The organism is Streptomyces violens (genome assembly GCF_000717745.1).
Taxonomy (GTDB): Bacteria; Actinomycetota; Actinomycetes; order Streptomycetales; family Streptomycetaceae; genus Streptomyces; species Streptomyces violens.
On sequence record NZ_JOBH01000012.1, the window covers coordinates 214192 to 230824 of the forward strand.

The 16633-nt window shown below is 72.0% G+C and carries 15 protein-coding genes and 1 pseudogene; 13 read left to right on the forward strand and 3 right to left on the reverse strand.

Translation table 11 applies throughout. From position 1 onward, the window contains the following. Positions 1 to 87: 87 nt before the first annotated feature. Entirely contained in the window at positions 88 to 768 is a 681-nt protein-coding gene (locus tag IF04_RS0124215; RefSeq protein ID WP_030261678.1) for a TetR/AcrR family transcriptional regulator, read from the forward strand. 10 nt (positions 769 to 778) lie between these two features. On the opposite strand, the gene IF04_RS0124220 is transcribed toward IF04_RS0124215, so the two are convergent. Further along, positions 779 to 2212: an LVIVD repeat-containing protein gene (locus IF04_RS0124220; protein ID WP_037960478.1), complete on the reverse strand. Its 1434-nt coding sequence runs from the start codon at positions 2210 to 2212 to the stop codon at positions 779 to 781. A gap of 265 nt (positions 2213 to 2477) precedes the next feature. Between IF04_RS0124220 and IF04_RS0124225 the strand changes: the two genes are divergently transcribed. Both IF04_RS0124225 and IF04_RS0124230 read left to right on the forward strand, forming a co-directional pair. Further along, a complete protein-coding gene (locus IF04_RS0124225; RefSeq protein WP_051831517.1) occupies positions 2478 to 3200 on the forward strand; it encodes a DUF305 domain-containing protein in 723 nt (240 codons plus the stop codon). 168 nt (positions 3201 to 3368) lie between these two features. After that, positions 3369 to 4733, forward strand: a complete 1365-nt coding sequence (locus tag IF04_RS0124230) for an FAD-dependent oxidoreductase (RefSeq protein ID WP_030261685.1) — start codon at positions 3369 to 3371, stop codon at positions 4731 to 4733. 9 nt (positions 4734 to 4742) lie between these two features. Here IF04_RS0124230 and IF04_RS0124235 read toward each other — a convergent pair whose 3' ends face one another. Together IF04_RS0124235 and IF04_RS0124240 are read right to left on the reverse strand one after the other, a co-directional pair. Next, positions 4743 to 5396 carry a response regulator gene (locus IF04_RS0124235; RefSeq protein ID WP_030261687.1) on the reverse strand — a complete coding sequence of 218 codons (654 nt, stop codon included), beginning with the start codon at positions 5394 to 5396 and terminating at the stop codon, positions 4743 to 4745. Between the two features lie 158 nt (positions 5397 to 5554). Continuing rightward, positions 5555 to 5950, reverse strand: a complete 396-nt coding sequence (locus tag IF04_RS0124240) for an ArsR/SmtB family transcription factor (protein WP_030261690.1) — start codon at positions 5948 to 5950, stop codon at positions 5555 to 5557. 397 nt (positions 5951 to 6347) lie between these two features. Here IF04_RS0124240 and IF04_RS0124245 point away from each other — a divergent pair, with 397 nt between their 5' ends. The 10 genes and pseudogenes from IF04_RS0124245 to IF04_RS0124285 all read left to right on the forward strand — a co-directional run bounded on the left by IF04_RS0124245 (position 6348) and on the right by IF04_RS0124285 (position 16615). Further along, on the forward strand, positions 6348 to 7382 hold the full coding sequence (locus IF04_RS0124245) for a 2,5-dihydroxypyridine 5,6-dioxygenase NicX family protein (protein ID WP_030261692.1): 1035 nt from the start codon (positions 6348 to 6350) through the stop codon (positions 7380 to 7382). 47 nt (positions 7383 to 7429) lie between these two features. Next, positions 7430 to 8698, forward strand: a complete 1269-nt coding sequence (locus IF04_RS0124250) for an FAD-dependent monooxygenase (RefSeq protein WP_030261696.1) — start codon at positions 7430 to 7432, stop codon at positions 8696 to 8698. A 28-nt stretch (positions 8699 to 8726) separates the two neighbouring features. Beyond that, a complete protein-coding gene (locus tag IF04_RS0124255) occupies positions 8727 to 10100 on the forward strand; it encodes an MFS transporter (protein WP_030261699.1) in 1374 nt (457 codons plus the stop codon). Between the two features lie 26 nt (positions 10101 to 10126). Continuing rightward, entirely contained in the window at positions 10127 to 10975 is an 849-nt protein-coding gene (locus tag IF04_RS0124260; protein WP_030261701.1) for an FAD binding domain-containing protein, read from the forward strand. Beyond that, the gene (locus tag IF04_RS0124265; protein ID WP_030261704.1) at positions 10972 to 13350 is read left to right on the forward strand and encodes a xanthine dehydrogenase family protein molybdopterin-binding subunit; all 2379 of its coding nucleotides are present in this window, start codon (positions 10972 to 10974) and stop codon (positions 13348 to 13350) included. Before IF04_RS0124260 ends, IF04_RS0124265 begins: the two co-directional genes overlap by 4 nt. Further along, the gene (locus IF04_RS0124270; RefSeq protein ID WP_030261706.1) at positions 13347 to 13859 is read left to right on the forward strand and encodes a (2Fe-2S)-binding protein; all 513 of its coding nucleotides are present in this window, start codon (positions 13347 to 13349) and stop codon (positions 13857 to 13859) included. Before IF04_RS0124265 ends, IF04_RS0124270 begins: the two co-directional genes overlap by 4 nt. 4 nt (positions 13860 to 13863) lie before the next feature. Continuing rightward, complete coding sequence (locus tag IF04_RS0124275) at positions 13864 to 14523, forward strand: SRPBCC family protein (protein ID WP_030261708.1); 660 nt, start codon at positions 13864 to 13866, stop codon at positions 14521 to 14523. Beyond that, positions 14520 to 15167: pseudogene (locus IF04_RS39350) on the forward strand (isochorismatase family protein); the annotation flags it as partial. The gene IF04_RS0124275 and the pseudogene IF04_RS39350, both read left to right, overlap by 4 nt. Further along, positions 15168 to 16043 (forward strand): alpha/beta fold hydrolase, encoded by an 876-nt coding sequence (locus tag IF04_RS39355; protein ID WP_051831530.1) that lies wholly within the window; start codon positions 15168 to 15170, stop codon positions 16041 to 16043. 83 nt (positions 16044 to 16126) lie between these two features. Then, positions 16127 to 16615 (forward strand): MarR family winged helix-turn-helix transcriptional regulator, encoded by a 489-nt coding sequence (locus IF04_RS0124285; RefSeq protein WP_030261713.1) that lies wholly within the window; start codon positions 16127 to 16129, stop codon positions 16613 to 16615. The last annotated feature ends 18 nt before the right edge of the window (positions 16616 to 16633 follow it).

The window sequence follows — 16633 nt, forward strand, 5'->3', positions numbered from 1 at the left end:
GGCCGGATACCGGCCCCGGGGTGGGGCGGGTGTCCGGTGGCTCGCTGAGTATATTGGCCAAGAGCCAGTCAACGCAGGAGTTACAGCATGTCCCCCCGCAGCGCATCGGTCAACGAAGAATTGCGGCGGCGTTCCCGGGAACGGCTGCTGCAGGCGACGGTCGAGCTGGTGGACGAGCGGGGGTACGAGGCGACGACGCTGGGGGACATCGCGGAGCGGGCCGGGTCGGCGCGTGGCCTGATCTCGTACTACTTTCCCGGTAAGCGGCAGCTCCTGCAGTCCGCTGTGCACAGGCTGATGCATCTGTCCCTGGAGGCCGGGCTGAGCAGGGAGCCCTATCCGGACGGGCCGGACGCCGGGCGGGAGTTGCTGGCCCGGGCGATCGACGCGGTTCTGGGGCTGGCGCGGGACCGGCCGACGCTGATGCGGACGCATATGGCGGGCATTCTGACCGCCGAGGGGTTCATCCAGTGCCCCGAGCAGCAGCGGCTCGCGCAGTTGCTGCGGGACACGGTCGTGGCGTACGGCTCGGTCGACCCCGACACCGACTATCCGCTGCTGCGCGCGCTGCTCATGGGGGCGGTGGTCGCCGTACTGCTGCCGGGCGCGCCGATGCCGGTCACCCGGCTGCGGGGCGAGCTGTTCCAGCGGTACGGGCTGGACTGGGAGCTCGGCGCCCCGCCGGACGGTGAGGTTGAGCGAGAACCGTCCGGCGGGACGTCGGAAGCAGGACAGCAGCCGGCCCTGGTGACGCCCGGTCAGCAGTAGGCGGGAGCCGTCAGCGGTAGTCGGGCTGGGTCTGGACGTTCAGTTCCGAGAGGTGGACCGAGCGGGCGCTGTCCGTGCGGGGGTCGTTGATCTTCAGGACGTCGAAGCCCTTGGCCATGTCGTTGGAGTAGATGTGGCCGTTGTAGTAGTACGCGGACCAGGAGCCGCCGCCGACGAGGGTGTCCGCGGAGATCGGGCCGCGTTCGAAGTAGCCGATCTCCTTGGGCGCGGTGGAGTCGGTGAAGTCCCAGATGGAGACGCCGCCCTGGTACCACGCCTGCACCATGATGTCGCGGCCCTTGACCGGGATGAGCGAGCCGTTGTGCGCGACGCAGTTCTCGGTGTCGGCCTGGTGGCGCGGGATCTTGTAGTAGCCGCGGAAGACCAGCTTGCGGTCGTCGCCCTTGCCGGTGATGTCGTAGATGCCGTCCGCGCCGCGGGTCGGGCCGGTCTTCTCGTTGCAGGTCGCGGCGCCGCCGCCGCCCAGTTCGTCGGTGAAGACGACCTTCTTGCCGCTCTCGTTGAACGTGGCGGAGTGCCAGAAGGCGAAGTTCACATTGTCCTGGACGCGGTCGATGACCTTGGGTGCGGCGGGGTCCTTGATGTCGAGCAGGATGCCGTCACCCATGCACGCGCCGGCCGCGAGCTTCAGCTTCGGGAAGGTGGTGAGGTCGTGGCAGCCCGTGGTCCTGGAGACGCCCGGGTTGACGGGGCCGCCCGGGTTGCCGCCGTCGGGGAAGAGCACGGGGAAGTCGACGACCGCGGCCTTCTCGGGGGCCGAGCGCGGCACCTTGATGACGGAGATCCCGTCGTGCGGCGGCTTGCAGTCGGGGAACGTCTCGCTGGGCGAGTAGGAGGAGACGTAGACGTAGACGTTCTTGCGGTCCGGGGCGAGGGTGTGGGTGTGCGAGCCGCAGGCGGTCTCGACGGCGGCGACGTACTCGGGGTTTTCCTTGTCGCTGATGTCGAAGACCTTCATGCCCTCCCAGGAGGACTTCTCGGTCGCGGGCTGTGTGGTGCTGCTGCAGGAGTCGTCGCTGCGCGAGGAGTCGGTGGAGAGGAAGAGCAGGTCCCCGGAGACCGAGACGTCGTTCTGGGAGCCGGGGCAGAGGACCTGGCTCACGGTGCGGGGTGCGCTGGGCCGGGATATGTCGTAGATCGCGAAGCCGTCGTAGTTGCCCGCGAACGCGTACTTCCCCTGGAAGGCGAGGTCCGAATTGGTGCTCTTCAACGCCGTCTTGGGGAGGTTGGCGAGGTGCTGGACGTTGTCGCTGTGGACGATCTCGTCCACGCCGGGGATCTCGCCGTTCTCCATGGCCGCCTTGGTGTCGGCGCGCTGACTGTTGCTCACCTCCCGCTGTACGGGCGGGGAGTCGCCCGGGTCCGGGGTGGCGGCGGCCGGGCCGGCCGCGAACAGCGAGGCGACCAGGCCGCAGGCGGCCACGGCCGCGCGGAGGTGCCCGCGCCGGCCTGCGAGGAGCCGGCGTGCGAGTGGTCTTCGTACCGTTGGTGCCGTGGATCTGTGCGTCGACGACGTCACAGTGTCCTCCCTTGAATCCGTTCGGGATGGGGAACGGTTGTTCTGGGCCTGGGTTTGACCCTGGGTAGTATCGCGCCGCTCATGTACATCTCAATAGGGGGCAATGAAGATGTCATTCGTGGGCAACGAAGTGGGCAACGAACGGGCCGGTCTAGGACGGGAGTTCGCGGTGCAGCGTGCCAGTAGACGTGCCAGGAGACGTGCCAGGAGACATGGCAGGAGACCCGCCGCCGGGGTCGTCGCGGCCGTCACCGTCGCCGTCGCGGTCCTCGGGCTGAGCGGGTGCGAGGCAGGCGGAGGGCGGGACGACGCGGCCGTCGGTGACGCCGGGCAGCAGGTCATCGCGCCCGGGAAGCCCGGCGAACCGGCCCGTACGCTCTCCGCCGACGAGGCGCGCAAGGAAGTCGCCGACGACTCGCCGAACTCCGCCGACTTCTCCTACGTCCGGATGATGATCGAGCACCACCGGCAGGCCCTGGTGATGACCGAACTCGCGGACAAACACGCCGAGTCGGTGACGGTGCGGCGGATCGCCGACCGGATCGACGCCGCCCAGCGGCCCGAGATCGACGCGATGAAGGGCTGGCTGACGACGCACGGCGGCACCCGCGAGCAGCACAAGGAGCACGGGCACGAGAAGCACGGGCACGAGGACCACGCAGCGATGCCCGGTATGGCGACCGACGCCCAGCTCGGCCGGCTGCGCGCGGCCCATGGCGAGCGCTTCGACGCGCTCTTCCTGAAGCTGATGATCACCCACCACCAGGGCGCGGTGACCATGGCGACGGATGTGCTCTCCGACGGTAACAACGTCCGTGTGGAGGAGATGGCGACCGACGTGATCGCCCAGCAGACGGCCGAGATCGACCGGATGCGGAAGGCGGCGCCGTAGGACGCCCTGGGGCGGTGTCCGCTGCGGCGGGCGGGGCGGTGCAGGGCGCGTGTTTCGGATCATTCCCGTGGCGTTTTGCGCCACCCCAGGTGTCACATCCGCGCGGCACACTCCCCTCTACCGCACAGTGGTGCGATCCTGGAGACATCCCGCGGAAGGGGCCTCCCAGTGCTTCGTGTCGCAGTGATCGGATCGGGACCGAGCGGGGTCTACACCGCTCAGGCCCTCGTCCAGCAAGAGGCCGTCCCGGACGTCGAGGTATACGTCCTGGACCGGCTGCCATGCCCGTACGGACTCGTGCGGTACGGCGTGGCGCCCGACCACGAGAAGATCAAGAGCCTGCAGCACACGCTGCGGACCGTACTCGAACATCCACGGGTCCATTTCCTGGGCCACGTGGACGTCGGCACGGGCGGGCTCGACCACGCCGAGCTGCGCCGCATCTTCCACGCGGTGGTGTACTGCGTGGGCGCCGCCACCGACCGGCGGCTCGGCATCCCGGGCGAGGAACTGCCGGGCAGCCGCTCCGCCACGGAGTTCGTGTCCTGGTACAGCGCGCATCCGGACGCGGCGGCGGCCGGCGGCTTCGCGCTCGGCAGGTCGTCCGCCGTGGTCATCGGCGTGGGCAACGTCGCCGTCGACGTGGCGCGCATCCTCGCCCGCGCGGCCGGTGACCTGGTGCCCACCGACGTGCCGCAGCCCGCCCTGGAGGCGCTCGCCGGCAGCGGCGTGCGCGACGTCTGGATGGTGGGGCGGCGCGGCCCCACGCAGGCGAAGTTCACCACGAAGGAGCTGCGGGAGCTGGGCGCGCTGCCGGGCGCCGATGTGGTGGTACGCCCCGATGAGCTGGCGATGGACCCGGCGTGCGGCGCGGACCCGGGCGCGCTGCCGGCCGTGGTGCGCCGGAACGTCGATGTGCTGCGCGAGTGGTCGCAGCGGCCCGCGTCGCCGCCCGACGGCTCGCGGCGCCGCATTCACCTGCGGTTCTACCTGCGCCCCGCCGAGCTGATCGGCGACGCGCGGGACGGCGTGCGGGCCGTGCGGTTCGAGCGGACGGCGCCGGACGGGCAGGGCGGGGTGCGCGGCACCGGGCAGTACGAGGACATCGAGGCAGGGCTGGTGCTGCGCTCGGTGGGGTACCGGGGTGTGGCGCAGCCGGGGCTGCCGTTCGACACGGAGACGGGGACGGTGCCGAACGCGGAGGGGCGGGTGCTGCGGGACGGTACGCCGTGTCCGGGCGAGTACGTCGCCGGGTGGATCAAGCGCGGGCCGACCGGGGTGATCGGTACGAACCGGCCGTGCGCGAAGCAGACCGTCGGCTCGCTGCTCGAAGACGCGCCGGGGCTGGCCGGGCGTGCGTTGCCGGAGGATCCGGTGGCGGCGCTGCGGCGGGCCGGGCAGCGGCCGGTGCCGTGGCCGGGCTGGCTGGGCATCGAGGCGGCGGAGGCGGCGCTGGGCCAGGAGCTGGGGCGTGCGACCGTCAAGATCCCGGACTGGGAAGGGCTGCTGGAGGCGGCGCGGTCGGGTCGGTGAGCCGGCGGTTCACCGCCGGGCCGGTGTCACCAGCCCCGCCCGGTCCGCGATCACCGCGGCCTGTACGCGGTTGAGTCCGCCCAGCTTCCCGAGCAGCGCGCTGACGTGGTCCTTGACCGTGCCGTGCGCCAGGTGCAGGCGCAGCGCGATCTCGCCGTTCGAGTGGCCCTCGCCGACCAGCGCGAGCACCTGGCGTTCGCGGTCGGTGAGGCCGCTGACGCTGCGGACCGCGGCCGCGTCCGGCTTGCCGCCGAGGTAGCCGCCGATCACGGCCGGGGTGACTCCGGGGGCGAGTACCCGGCCGCCGCCGGCCAGTACGCGTACGGCGTGCACGAGTTGTTCCGGTGCGGTGTCCTTGAGGAGGAACCCGGCGGCCCCTTCGTGGAGTGCCGCGCCGAGGTATTCCTCGCCGTCGAAGGTGGTCAGCATGGCGGTCTTCGGGGGCTGCGGCAGGTCACGCAGCCCGCGCAGGACGGTCAGGCCGTCCACGTCCGGCATCCGGATGTCCAGCAGCAGTACATCCGGGCGGTGGGCGAGCAGCGTGGCCCGCGCCTCGGCGCCGCCGCAGTCCGCGACCACCTCGATGTCGGGCGCCGAGCCGAGGATCAGCCGCAGCCCGGAACGGACCAGTTCCTCGTCGTCGACGACCACGACCCGAATCACCCGAGCTCCTCGTTCCCGCTGCCGGCCGCCGGCCCCGGAGGGCACCGCGGCGCTTCCCGCGGTCGAGGTTACGGCAGGTAAGGGCCGCCCGGACGGGACCTGAAGACGAGATCGCGGGCTGCCCGCCCCCGCCGGTCGGCGGGGGCTCGCGGGGAGTATCAGGCCCGGCCGGTCGCGGCCGCACTCGCGCCGGCGCCGAGACCGGCCGCCGCCTGCCGCCGGGCCGCGGTGAGGACCGTGTCCAGCAGGCCCGGGAAGAGGTCCTCCAGGTCGTCCCTGCGCAGCGCGTTCATCTTGGCCGTGCCGCGGTACGCCTGGGTGATCACGCCGTGTTCGCGCAGCACCCGGAAGTGGTGGGTGAGCGTCGACTTGCTGACGGGCGCGTCGAAGACCGAGCAGGAGCATTCCCCTTCGGCCTCGTCCAGTACCAGCACGATGCCGAGGCGGACGGGGTCGGCGAGCGCGTGCAGCACGTCCTCCAGCCGGATGGCGTCGCGGCTCGGGTGCCCCAGCACGCGGGGGGCGCCCCCGGACGGCGTCGAGGTGGCGGGCATGACGGCTCCTGTCGGTCGGCGCACGAGGGCCGGGCGCGAATGTACGAGACCTATCGTACTTCGCGGCCACCCACCCCGCCAAGGGATGCCCTGCCGCACTCCGCACCTCTCCCCCGGGCGCGGCGTGTTTCCGTCGTGTTCCGGCACGGAAGATCCGGGTGAACTCGCGCCGCACCCCTTGCCAAGGCGAGATCGTACGTGTTCGGATTATCTCCATCGGGACGCGCCGACCGGCGCGTCACCGCAGATCAGAGCATGATCAGAGCATGTTCGGCGGGCTCCTCACGCATGCCTGCGCACGGTTGCGCAGGCAGCCGCCCGCCCCGCACGACGCACTCCACGGGCTCCCGAGCGAGCCCATGTCCCGTACGTTCCCCCGTACGTCCTTGGAGGACCCGTGTTCGATCTTTCCTCCGTCGACCTGCTCGACGCCTTCACCCGCGAACTGCGCCTGTGCAAGCTCCGCAGCGACGAGCACGTCGTCGTCCTCGCCGAGCCGGGCAGCCGCGGCGACTACGTGGCGGCCGCCTTCGGCGCCGCCAAGGCGTGCGGCGCCCACGTCATCGCCGCCACCGTGCCCGGCGGCACCCCGGCCCCCATGCCCAGCACGCACACCGGCGCGGGCCCGGGCCTCACCTCCGTACTGAACGACACCACCGCCCAGGACCTGCTGAAATCCGCCGACCTGGTCGTCGACCTGACCCGCGAGGGGTTCATCCACGCGCCCGTGCAGCAGGAGATCCTCAAGGCCGGCACGCGCATCATCTTCGTCTGCGACGCTCCCGACGTCCTCATCCGTAACCTCCCCGAGGAGGCGGACAAGGCAGCCGTGCTGGAAGGCGTAGAGCTGCTCAAGCGGTCGTCCGTCATGCGGGTCACGTCCGACGCCGGTACCGACCTGACCGTGCAGCTCAGCGGCTCGAAGCCGGAGTTCCAGTGCGGCTTCGCGGACGATCCCGGGCGCTGGGACCACTGGCCCAGCACGATGGTGCTGTGCTGGCCGGAGATCTCCGACGGGCGGATCGTGCTCGGCGAGGGCGACATCCTGCTGCCGTTCAAGGAGTACGTACGGGAGCCGGTCACGCTGGAGATCGCGGCCGGACACATCGAGAAGGTCAGCGGGGGCGCCGAGGCGAAGCTGCTGAACACCTTCTTCGAGGACGCGGACGACAAGTGGGGGCGCAGCCTCTCCCACATGGGGTGGGGGCTCATGCGTACGGCGGACTGGTTCGCCACCGCGATGTACGGCAAGGACGAGCTGATGGGCATGGACGCCCGGGCCTTCGCCGGCAACTTCCTGTGGTCCACCGGACCGCATCCCGTGCTGGGCCGCGAGTCCTACGCCCACCTCGACATCGCCATGCGCGGCTGCACCGTGTCGGTCGACGGTACCGACGTCGTGGTCGACGGCCGGCTCACCGACGACGGCTGACGGACGGGCCCGAGTCCGCGTACCCCCGACACAGCCTTGGAGGAAGAGTGGTGCCCAGTCAGTCCTACGAAATCACCGTCGTCGGCGGCGGTCTCGGCGGCATGACCGCCGCCCTGGCCCTGCGCCATCAGGGCCTGCGGGTCACCGTCCTGGAGCAGGCGCCGCAGCTCGGCGAGGTCGGCGCGGGCATCCAGACCGCGCCCAACGCCAGCCGGATCCTCCTCGGGCTCGGCCTGCGCCGGCAGCTGGAGGCCATCCACACCGAGCCGCTGGACCAGGTCAGGCGGCGCTGGCAGGACGGCAGCGTCATCGGCCTCACGTCGCTGGGGCAGCACTGCAAGGACCGGTACAACGCCCCGTACTGGCACTACCACCGGGCCGACCTGCACCGCGTCCTCATGGAAGCCTGCCTCGACCCGGCGGGCCCCGGCCCGGCCGTGGCCGTCCACACCTCCAGCCGGGTCGCGGAGCTGGACAGGTCCGACCCCGCGCGCCCGGTGGCCGTCACCGACGACGGCCGCCGGTACGCCGGGGACGTACTGATCGGCGCGGACGGCATCCGCAGCCGGGTGCGCGACCTGATGGGCGCGGCGGACACGCTGGAGTTCTCCGGCGAGATGGCGTTCCGGGCGCTGATCCCCGGCGACCTGATCGCGGCCGACCCCGCCACCCGCTGGCTGGTCGACCGGTACCAGAGCACCATCTGGTACGGCCCGGACCGGCATCTGGTCCACTACATGATCCGGCGCGGGGAGTTCCTCAACATCGTCGCGTGCGTACCGTGCACGGACGAGGTGGCCGAGAAGTGGACCGTCGCGGCGACCACGCAGGAGCTCGTGGACGCGTTCCCCGGGTGGGACGACCGGGTGCCCGCGATGCTCTCCAAGGCCAAGGAGGACGTGAGCTGCTTCGCGCTGTACCACCGGCGGCGGGACCCGGTCTGGATGGACGGCCGCGTCGCGCTGCTGGGCGACGCCTGCCACGCCATGCTCCCGTACCAGGCGCAGGGCGCCTCGCAGGCGATGGAGGACGCGGCGGTACTGGCGGAGGAGCTGGGCGGGGTGAACACCGGCGACATCGAGGCGGCGCTGCGCCGCTACGTCGGCCGGCGGGCCAAGCACGCCGGGATGGTGCAGGATGCCTCGCTGCAGAACAAGACCTTCTACCACTTCCCCGACGGGCCGGAGCAGCGCGCCCGGGACGAGAAGCTCCGGCGCTTCGAGGGCGAGTCCGACCTGTCCTACGAGTGGCTGTGGGGCGGCACCCCGCTCCACGACCCCGACGCCGTCGCCTTCTCCTACCAGTTCGCCCGCTGACCCGTCCCGGCTGTCCCTTGGAGCGACCATGAAGACAGGCGATCAGATCGTCCAGGACCTGCCCTGGAGATGGGGTGTCCAGGGCAGGATCTTCCTCATCGGCGGCCTCGGCTACCTCTTCGACGCGTACGACATCGCGCTCAACGGCTTTCTGATGCCGCTGGTCGGCGCGCACTTCGACCTCTCGCTCGGCGCCCGCGGCCTGGTGGCCACCGCCAACCTGGTCGGCATGGCCGTCGGCGCGGTGGCCTGGGGCGCGGTCGCCGACCGCATCGGCCGCAAGAAGGCGTTCAGCGTCACGCTGCTGATCTTCGCGGTGTTCTCGGTCCTCGGCGCGTTCGCCCCGGCCTACCCGGTCTTCCTGGCGCTGCGCTTCCTGGCCGGTGTCGGGCTCGGCGGCTGCATCCCCGTGGACTACGCGCTGGTGGGTGAGTTCTCCCCGCGGAAGTACCGGGGGCGGGTGCTCACCGCGCTGGACGCGTGGTGGCCGGTGGGCGTGACGCTGTGCGGCCTGGTGTCGACGCTGATGCTGCCGCTGGACGGCAACTGGCGGTGGATGCTCGCCACGATGAGCCTGCCGGCGCTGCTGCTCTTCTGGGTGCGCCGCGGGGTACCCGAGTCGCCGGTCTACCTCTCGCGGAAGGGCCGCGAGGCGGAGGCCCGTGCGGTCATCGACGACCTGGTCGCGCGCACCGGCGCGCCCGTCGAGCCGTATGTGATCCCGGCACCGGTGGCCGAGGAGCGGACGCGGGGCCCGCGGGCCGCGCTCGAACAGCTCGTCGGGCTCTGGCGGTTCAGCGCGCGGATCACCTCCGCCGCCTGGCTGCTCTTCGCGACCGTCATGCTCGTCTACTACGCGGCGCTGAGCTGGCTGCCGTCCATCCTCAAGGAGCAGGGGCTCGGCGACACGGCCGCGTTCATGAACACCACGCTGATGAGCGGCGTCGGGATCGTGGGCGTGCTGGTCTCCACCGCGCTGGTGGACCTGGTCGGCCGCAAGTGGCTGATCGGCGTCTCGGCGCCGGTCGCGTCCCTGGCGCTGGTGGTCTTCGCGCTGGTGCTGAAGATGCCGACCGGCTCGGTCGTGGCGATCGGTGCCTTCGGCTTCCTGATGCAGCTCACCATCCCCGCGATGTACGCGTACGTCGCCGAGCTGTACCCGACGCGGCTGCGGGCGAGCGGCTTCGGCTGGGCCTCGTCCGTCAGCCGGGTGCTCACGGGATTCGCGCCGATGCTGTTCGGTTCGGTGCTGTGGCCGGTGCTCGGACTGCCGCTGACGTTCGCCGTACTCGCCCTGGCGGTACTGCTCGCGGTCGGCTGGATGGCGGTCGCGGCGCCCGAGACGAAGGGCCGGGCACTGGACGCCCCGGCCGAGGAACGCGTACCGGAGCCGATGAACTAGCCCGCTCGCTCACCGAGAGGAGGACCATGAAACCCGCCCCCTTCCGCTACCACCGGGCGCGCAGCACCGAGGACGCCACCCGGCTGCTGGCCGAGCTCGGTGCCGACGCGAAGGTCATCGCCGGGGGCCAGAGCCTGGTCGCGATGATGAACTACCGGCTGGCCCGGCCGGCCCATCTGGTCGACATCGGCGGTCTGCGCGCCCTCGACCACCTGCACACGGACGCCGACGGCGGTCTGCACATCGGGGCGCTGACCACGCACCACACCGTGGAGACCGCGCCGCCGGACGTCCTGGAGCCGGGGTTCGGCGTGCTGCGCCGGGCCATGCGCTGGATCGGCCATCTGCCGATCCGGACCCGCGGCACGGTCGGCGGCAGCCTCGCGCACGCCGACGCCACCGCTGAGTGGTGCCTGCTGGCCGTCGCGCTCGGCGCCGAGCTGGTGGCGGAGGGGCCGCACGGCCGCCGCCGGATCCGTGCCGAGGACTTCTTCTTCGGGTACTACACGACCGCGCTGGACCCCGGCGAACTCCTCGTCGAGGTCGTCTTCCCGCGGCCCGCGCCGCACGCCGCGCTCACCGAATTCGCCGAGCGCCAGGGCGACTTCGCGATTGTCGCGGCTGCGGTGGACCTCGACGCCGAGGACGGCACGGTACGCGGTGGGCGGGTGGCGCTGGGCGGCGTGGCACCGGCGCCGGTGCGGGTTCCCGAGGCGGAGGCCGTACTGGCGGGCGGGGGCACGTTCGCCGAGTGCGCGGCCGCCGCGGCAGACGCGAGCGATCCGCCGGGCGACGCCAACGGCAGCCCGGAGTACCGCCGGCACCTCATCCGCACCCTTGTCCAGCGCGCCTGCGAGGAGGCGATGGCACCGTGACACCCCGTAGTACGGAGGACCGGCTGGTCGGCCGGTCGGTCGCCCGCCGCGAGGACCCGCGGCTGCTCACCGGCCGCGGCCGGTTCGTGGACGACATCGCACTGCCGGGCATGCTGCACGCGCAGTTCGTCCGCAGCACCGTCGCACACGCCGAGGTCACCGCCGTCGACCTGAGCGCGGTACGCCAAGTGCCGGGCGTGGTCGCGGCGTTCACCGCCGAGGACCTGGGGCTCGGCGACATCACGGCCCGGCTGGACCGCCCGCTCACCGAGTTCGTGCCCACGGCCATGCCGGTCCTCGCCCGGGACCGGGTCCGGTACGTCGGCGAGCCAGTCGCCGTCGTCATCGCGCGGGACGCGTACGCCGCCGAGGACGGCCTGGAGGCGGCCAAGGTGAGCTATGCGCCACTCACCCCCGTCACCTGCGAGGACCAGGCGCTCGCCGAAGGCGCCCCGCGCCTCCACGACGACGCCCCGCGCAACACCCTCGTCGATGTCTCCCTCTTCGCCTCCGAGGGCATCGACGCGGTCTTCGCGGCCGCGCCGTGCGTGGTGCACGTCGACTCCCGGACGGGACGGCAGAACGCACTGCCACTGGAGACCCGCGGCACGGTCGCGCACTGGGACGACCGCGAGGAACAGCTCGTACTGGAGACCTGTACGCAGGTCCCGCACCAGGTGCGCACGGTCGCCGCGCGCTGCCTGGGGCTGGACGAGCGGGCCGTACGGGTGCGGGTGCCGGACATGGGCGGCGGCTTCGGCCTGAAGTGCGTCGTCGGCCGCGAGGAGATCGCCGCCGCTGCCGCCGCACTCCGGCTGCGTCGCCCGGTCAAGTGGATCGAGGACCGCAAGGACGCGCTGACCGCCTCGTTCCTCGCCCGCGAGCAGCACTACGACGTACGGGCCGCGTTCGACGCCGAGGGCCGCATCCTCGGGCTGGACGCCGACGTGGTGTGCGACATGGGTGCGTACTCCTGCTACCCCTTCACCGCGGGCATCGAGCCGCTGATGGCGTCGGCCGAGATGCCCGGCGTGTACAAGGTGCCCGCCTACCGGGTGCGCGGCCGGGCGATCACCACCAACAAGGCGCCTACCGCACCGTACCGGGGCGTGAGCCGTCCGCAGTACGTGATGGTCGTGGAGCGGCTCTTCGAGCGGGCCGCGCGCGAACTGGGCCTGGACCCCGTCGAGATCCGCCGCCGCAACGTCATCACCGACTTCCCGTACACGGGCGTCAACGGCATCACCTACGACCCGGGCTCCTACCGGGAGGCGCTGGACCTGTGCGAGCGGACCGTGCGGGAGGAGGGCTGGTACGAGAAGCAGGCGGCGGCCGCGGCGGAGGGGCGCCACCTCGGCATCGGCTACTCCTGCTTCAGCGAGCGCACCGGCTACGGCTCCACCGCCTTCGCACAGCGCAAGATGGAGGTGGTCCCCGGCTTCGACCTCTCCGAGGTCCGGATGGACACCAGCGGCGCGGTCACGGTCACCACCGGAACGATGAGCCACGGCCAGAGCCACGAGACGACCATGGCGCAGATCGTCGCCGACGAACTGGGCCTGCCGCTCGCCAAGGTGAAGCTGCACCAGGGCGACACCGACCGGATCACCTACGGCTGGGGCACCTTCGCCAGCCGGTCCATCACGGTCGGCGGCAGCGCGGTCCGGCTGGCCGCCGCCGAGCTGGGGAAGAAGCTCCGCCGGATCGCCGCGGCCCGCTGGGACGTGTCGCCGGAGGAGACGGAGTGCGGCCAGGGATGCGTGCGCCGCCGCGACGACCCATCCATGTCCCTCACGTACGAACAGCTCGCCGAGATCGCGTACCTCAAGGCGCATCTGCTGCCGAAGGACATCGCGCCGGGGCTGACCGGCACCGCCGCGTTCGACGTCTTCAACGACGGCACGTTCTCCAACGCCACCCACGCCTGCGTGGTGGAGCTGCACGAAGGCACCGGGCAGGTGGAGATCCTGCGGTACGTGTGCGTCGAGGACTGCGGCGTGGCCATCAACCCGCAGGTGGTGGAGGGGCAGTGCCGGGGCGGCATCGCACAGGGCATCGCGGGCGCGCTCTTCGAGCAGGTGACGTACGACGCGCAGGGCGAGCCGTCGGCGACCGGCTTCATGGACTACAAGGTGCCCACCGCGCACGAGATCCCGGATGTGGCGATCCATCATCTGGAGACGCCGTGCGCGTTCACCGAGACCGGTGCGAAGGGCGCCGGCGAGGGCGGCACGATCGGCGCGCCGGCCGCCGTACTGAACGCCGTCAACGACGCCCTGCGCAGCACCGGCGTCGAGCTGGACCACACCCCGATCACGCCGGAGGCGGTGCATGACGCACTGCGGCGGCAGCGGACCCTGGAGCGCGCCCGATGACCGATGCAGCGACTGATCTGCAGTTGATGACGCTTGATGTCAACGGTGAGGAGCACGAGGTACTTGCCGAGTCCCGCCGCACCCTCGTGGACGTGCTCCGTCACGACCTGCGGCTGACCGGTACGCACGTCGGCTGCGAGCACGGCATCTGCGGTGCCTGCACGGTACTGGTCGACGACCGGCCGGTGCGCGCGTGCCTGATGTTCGCGGCGCAGGCGGAGGGGGCCCGTATCCGTACCGTCGAGTCACTGTCCGACGGCACGGACGGATGCGAACTCAGCGACTTGCAGCAGGCGTTCAGCGCACACCACGGGCTCCAGTGCGGCTTCTGCACGCCCGGGTTCCTGATGCTCGCCGAGGGGTTCCTCGCCGAGCGGCCGGACGCGTCCAAGGAGGAGATCCGCGAAGTGGTCGCGGCCAATCTGTGCCGGTGCACCGGCTACCAGACCATCGTCGAGGCCATCGACGGCTGCGCGGCGGCCCGCCGGCGCGCCGGGAAGGAGAAGTGAACCGATGCAGCTCACCAACACGGTTCCCGTGAAGGCACCGCCGGATCAGGTGTTCGCACTGCTCAACGATGTGGAGCGGGTCGCGTCCTGCATGCCGGGCGGCACGCTCACGGGGCAGGACGGGGACGCCTGGCAGGGCCGGGTGACGGTCCGGGTCGGCCCGGTCACGGCGGCGTACGCGGGGACCGTACGGTTCCTGGAGGCCGATGCCGGGACGCGTCGGCTGCGGGTGCAGGCGCGCGGCGCCGACACGCACGGCAGCGGCGACGCCGAGGCCGAGGTCACGCTGGTGGTGGCGGAGGCGCCGGAGGGCGCGCTGCTGCGGCTGGACACGGACCTGGTCATCCGCGGGAAGATCGCGCAGTTCGGGAAGGGGGCGATCGGCGCGGTCTCGGACCGGATCCTGCAGCAGTTCGCGCAGAATCTGGGGAGTCTGCTGGATCAGGAGCGGGTGCCGGCGGGTCCGTCGCCGGTGCCGGCTGCCGCGGGCGTCCATGCCGCACCGGCGGCCCCTGAACTGGACGGCCTGGCGATGATCGGCGGCCCGGCCCTGGCCAAGTACGGTCCGGTCGCCGCCGCCTTCGCCTTCGGGCTGTTCGAGGGCTGGCTGCTCGGCCGGATGGCCGGGCTGCGCCGCGAGCTGAAGGCGGTGCGGCGGGCATGAGCGCGAGTCAGTACGGAACGGCCACCGACGCCACGTACGACCGGGCCGGCTTCGGCGCGCCCGTGCGCCGCGGCAGCCGCCCCGCGATCGTGGTCGTCGACCTCACCCGCGGCTTCACCGAGGACACCTTCCCCTCCGGGGCGGATCTGAGCGAAGTGGTCCACTCCACACGGGAGTTGATCGAGGCAGGGCGGGCCGCCGGGGTCCCGGTCATCTTCACCGCCATCGCGTACACCCCCGCCGAAGCGTCCGGCGACAGCGTCACCTGGCTGCAGAAGGCACAGGGGATGCGCGCCCTGCGCGAAGGCAGCGAGGCGGTGGCCATCGATCCCCGGCTGCCGCGCCGGCCGGAGGATCATCTGGTGGTCAAGAAGGGCGCGTCGGCGTTCTTCGGCACCTCGCTCGCCGCGACGCTGACCGGCCTGCGCTGCGACACGGTCCTGGTGTGCGGCGCGACCACCAGCGGCTGTGTGCGGGCCACCGCGGTGGACGCGGTGCAGTCCGGCTTCCCGGTCCTCGTGCCGCGGGAGTGCGTGGGCGACCGCGCGCCCGGGCCGCACGAGGCGAACCTCTTCGACATCCAGGCGAAGTACGGCGACGTCATCGGGCTCGCCGAAGCGGTCGACTACCTCAAGGAACTCCCCATGCCGCAGCACGAACAGGACCGGCAGGACCGGCAGGACCGGCGGTCGATCAGCCAGGCCGCGTCGGCGGGTCTCGCAGACCTTCCCGCCACCAGCCGCTGGGTACGCTCCGGCGCCGCCCGGCTGCATGTACTCGACTACGGCGGCCCCGGCGTGCCCGTGGTGATCCTGCCCGGCATCACCAGCCCGGCCGTCACGATGGACTTCGTCGCTCGTGAACTCACCGATCTGGTAAGGCCGTTGGTGATCGATGTCCGCGGGCGCGGGCTGTCGGACGGCGGCGGGCGGTACACGCTGGAGGAGTACGCGGAGGACACCGAGGCCGTCATCGAGGGGCTGGGACTGGAACGGCCGGTGCTCTTCGGGCACTCGATGGGCGCGCGGATCGCGGCGGTCACCGCGGTGCGCGGCAAGGTGCCCCTCGGCGGTACGGTGCTCGCCGATCCGCCGATGAGCGGGCCCGGCCGGGGCCTGTATCCGACGTCCCTGGACGCCTTCCTCGGGCAGCTCGCGCAGGCCGTGCGCGGCACCGACGCCGACGAGGTGGCCGCCTCCTGGCCGCGCTGGCCGCGCCGGGAGCAGGAGTTGCGGGCCCGCTGGCTGAGCAGCTGCGAGCGGGAGGCGATCGTGGCCACGCACCGCGGGTTCGAGACGGAGGACTTCTTCGACTGGTGGCCGTCGGTGCCGGGGCCGGTGGCGCTGCTGTACGGGGCCGACAGTCCGGTGGTCACGGCGGCGGGTGCCGCGGAGGCCGCCGCCGCGCTGCCCTCCGCCGCCTTCACGGAGATCCCGGACGCCGGCCACATGATCTTCTGGGACAACCCGCCGGCGGCGCTCGCGGCCCTCCGCTCGGCGCTCACCGCCATGCTCCGGTGAGCCCGTTCCGAGCTGCTGTGATCCACGCCCCGAGCTGCGGAGACGGCATCGAGACCGGCAATGCGGCGTGATTGAGTTGGCCCATGGCTGACGACACCGCTTCCGTAGAACCTTCGTCCGGGGCGCCCAAGGTCCCCACGGCCCTCACCGCGGCGCCCGGCTACCAAGTACGCCGGCTCTATCAGGCGTATCTCGCGGTCTGGGTACGGGCCGTGGACCCGACGCTCACCGGGCCGCAGTTCGCGGTGCTGACCGCCGTGGGCGCGGCGCCGGGCCGCGACCAGAGATCGATGGCGTCGGCCGTGGCCCTGGACACCTCGACGATGGCGGACGTGGCCCGGCGGCTGGAGAACCGCGGTCTGATCGTCCGCCGCACCGCCGCCGACGACGGCCGCCGCAAGCTGCTGTACCTGACCGAGGAGGGCGAGCGGACCCTCCGCGACGCCAACGACCGGGCGCGCGCCCTGGACGAACGGCTCCTCGGTCCGTACGACGCCGAGCAGCGCGCGGACCTCATGCACCTGCTGACATCCCTGGCCGACCACTGGGAGGGCCTGGCCAGGGAGTCCTGACCGCACCCGTCCGGCACG

Bases quoted from the DNA above. Each gene is read 5' to 3' on its own strand.
- IF04_RS0124215 (WP_030261678.1), top strand. From the start codon at position 88: ATGTCCCCCCGCAGCGCATCGGTCAACGAAGAATTGCGGCGGCGTTCC.
- IF04_RS0124240 (WP_030261690.1), bottom strand. From the start codon at position 5,950: ATGCCCGCCACCTCGACGCCGTCCGGGGGCGCCCCCCGCGTGCTGGGG.
- IF04_RS0124255 (WP_030261699.1), top strand. From the start codon at position 8,727: ATGAAGACAGGCGATCAGATCGTCCAGGACCTGCCCTGGAGATGGGGT.
- IF04_RS0124260 (WP_030261701.1), top strand. From the start codon at position 10,127: ATGAAACCCGCCCCCTTCCGCTACCACCGGGCGCGCAGCACCGAGGAC.
- IF04_RS0124270 (WP_030261706.1), top strand. From the start codon at position 13,347: ATGACCGATGCAGCGACTGATCTGCAGTTGATGACGCTTGATGTCAAC.
- IF04_RS0124275 (WP_030261708.1), top strand. From the start codon at position 13,864: ATGCAGCTCACCAACACGGTTCCCGTGAAGGCACCGCCGGATCAGGTG.
- IF04_RS39355 (WP_051831530.1), top strand. From the start codon at position 15,168: ATGCCGCAGCACGAACAGGACCGGCAGGACCGGCAGGACCGGCGGTCG.
- IF04_RS0124285 (WP_030261713.1), top strand. From the start codon at position 16,127: ATGGCTGACGACACCGCTTCCGTAGAACCTTCGTCCGGGGCGCCCAAG.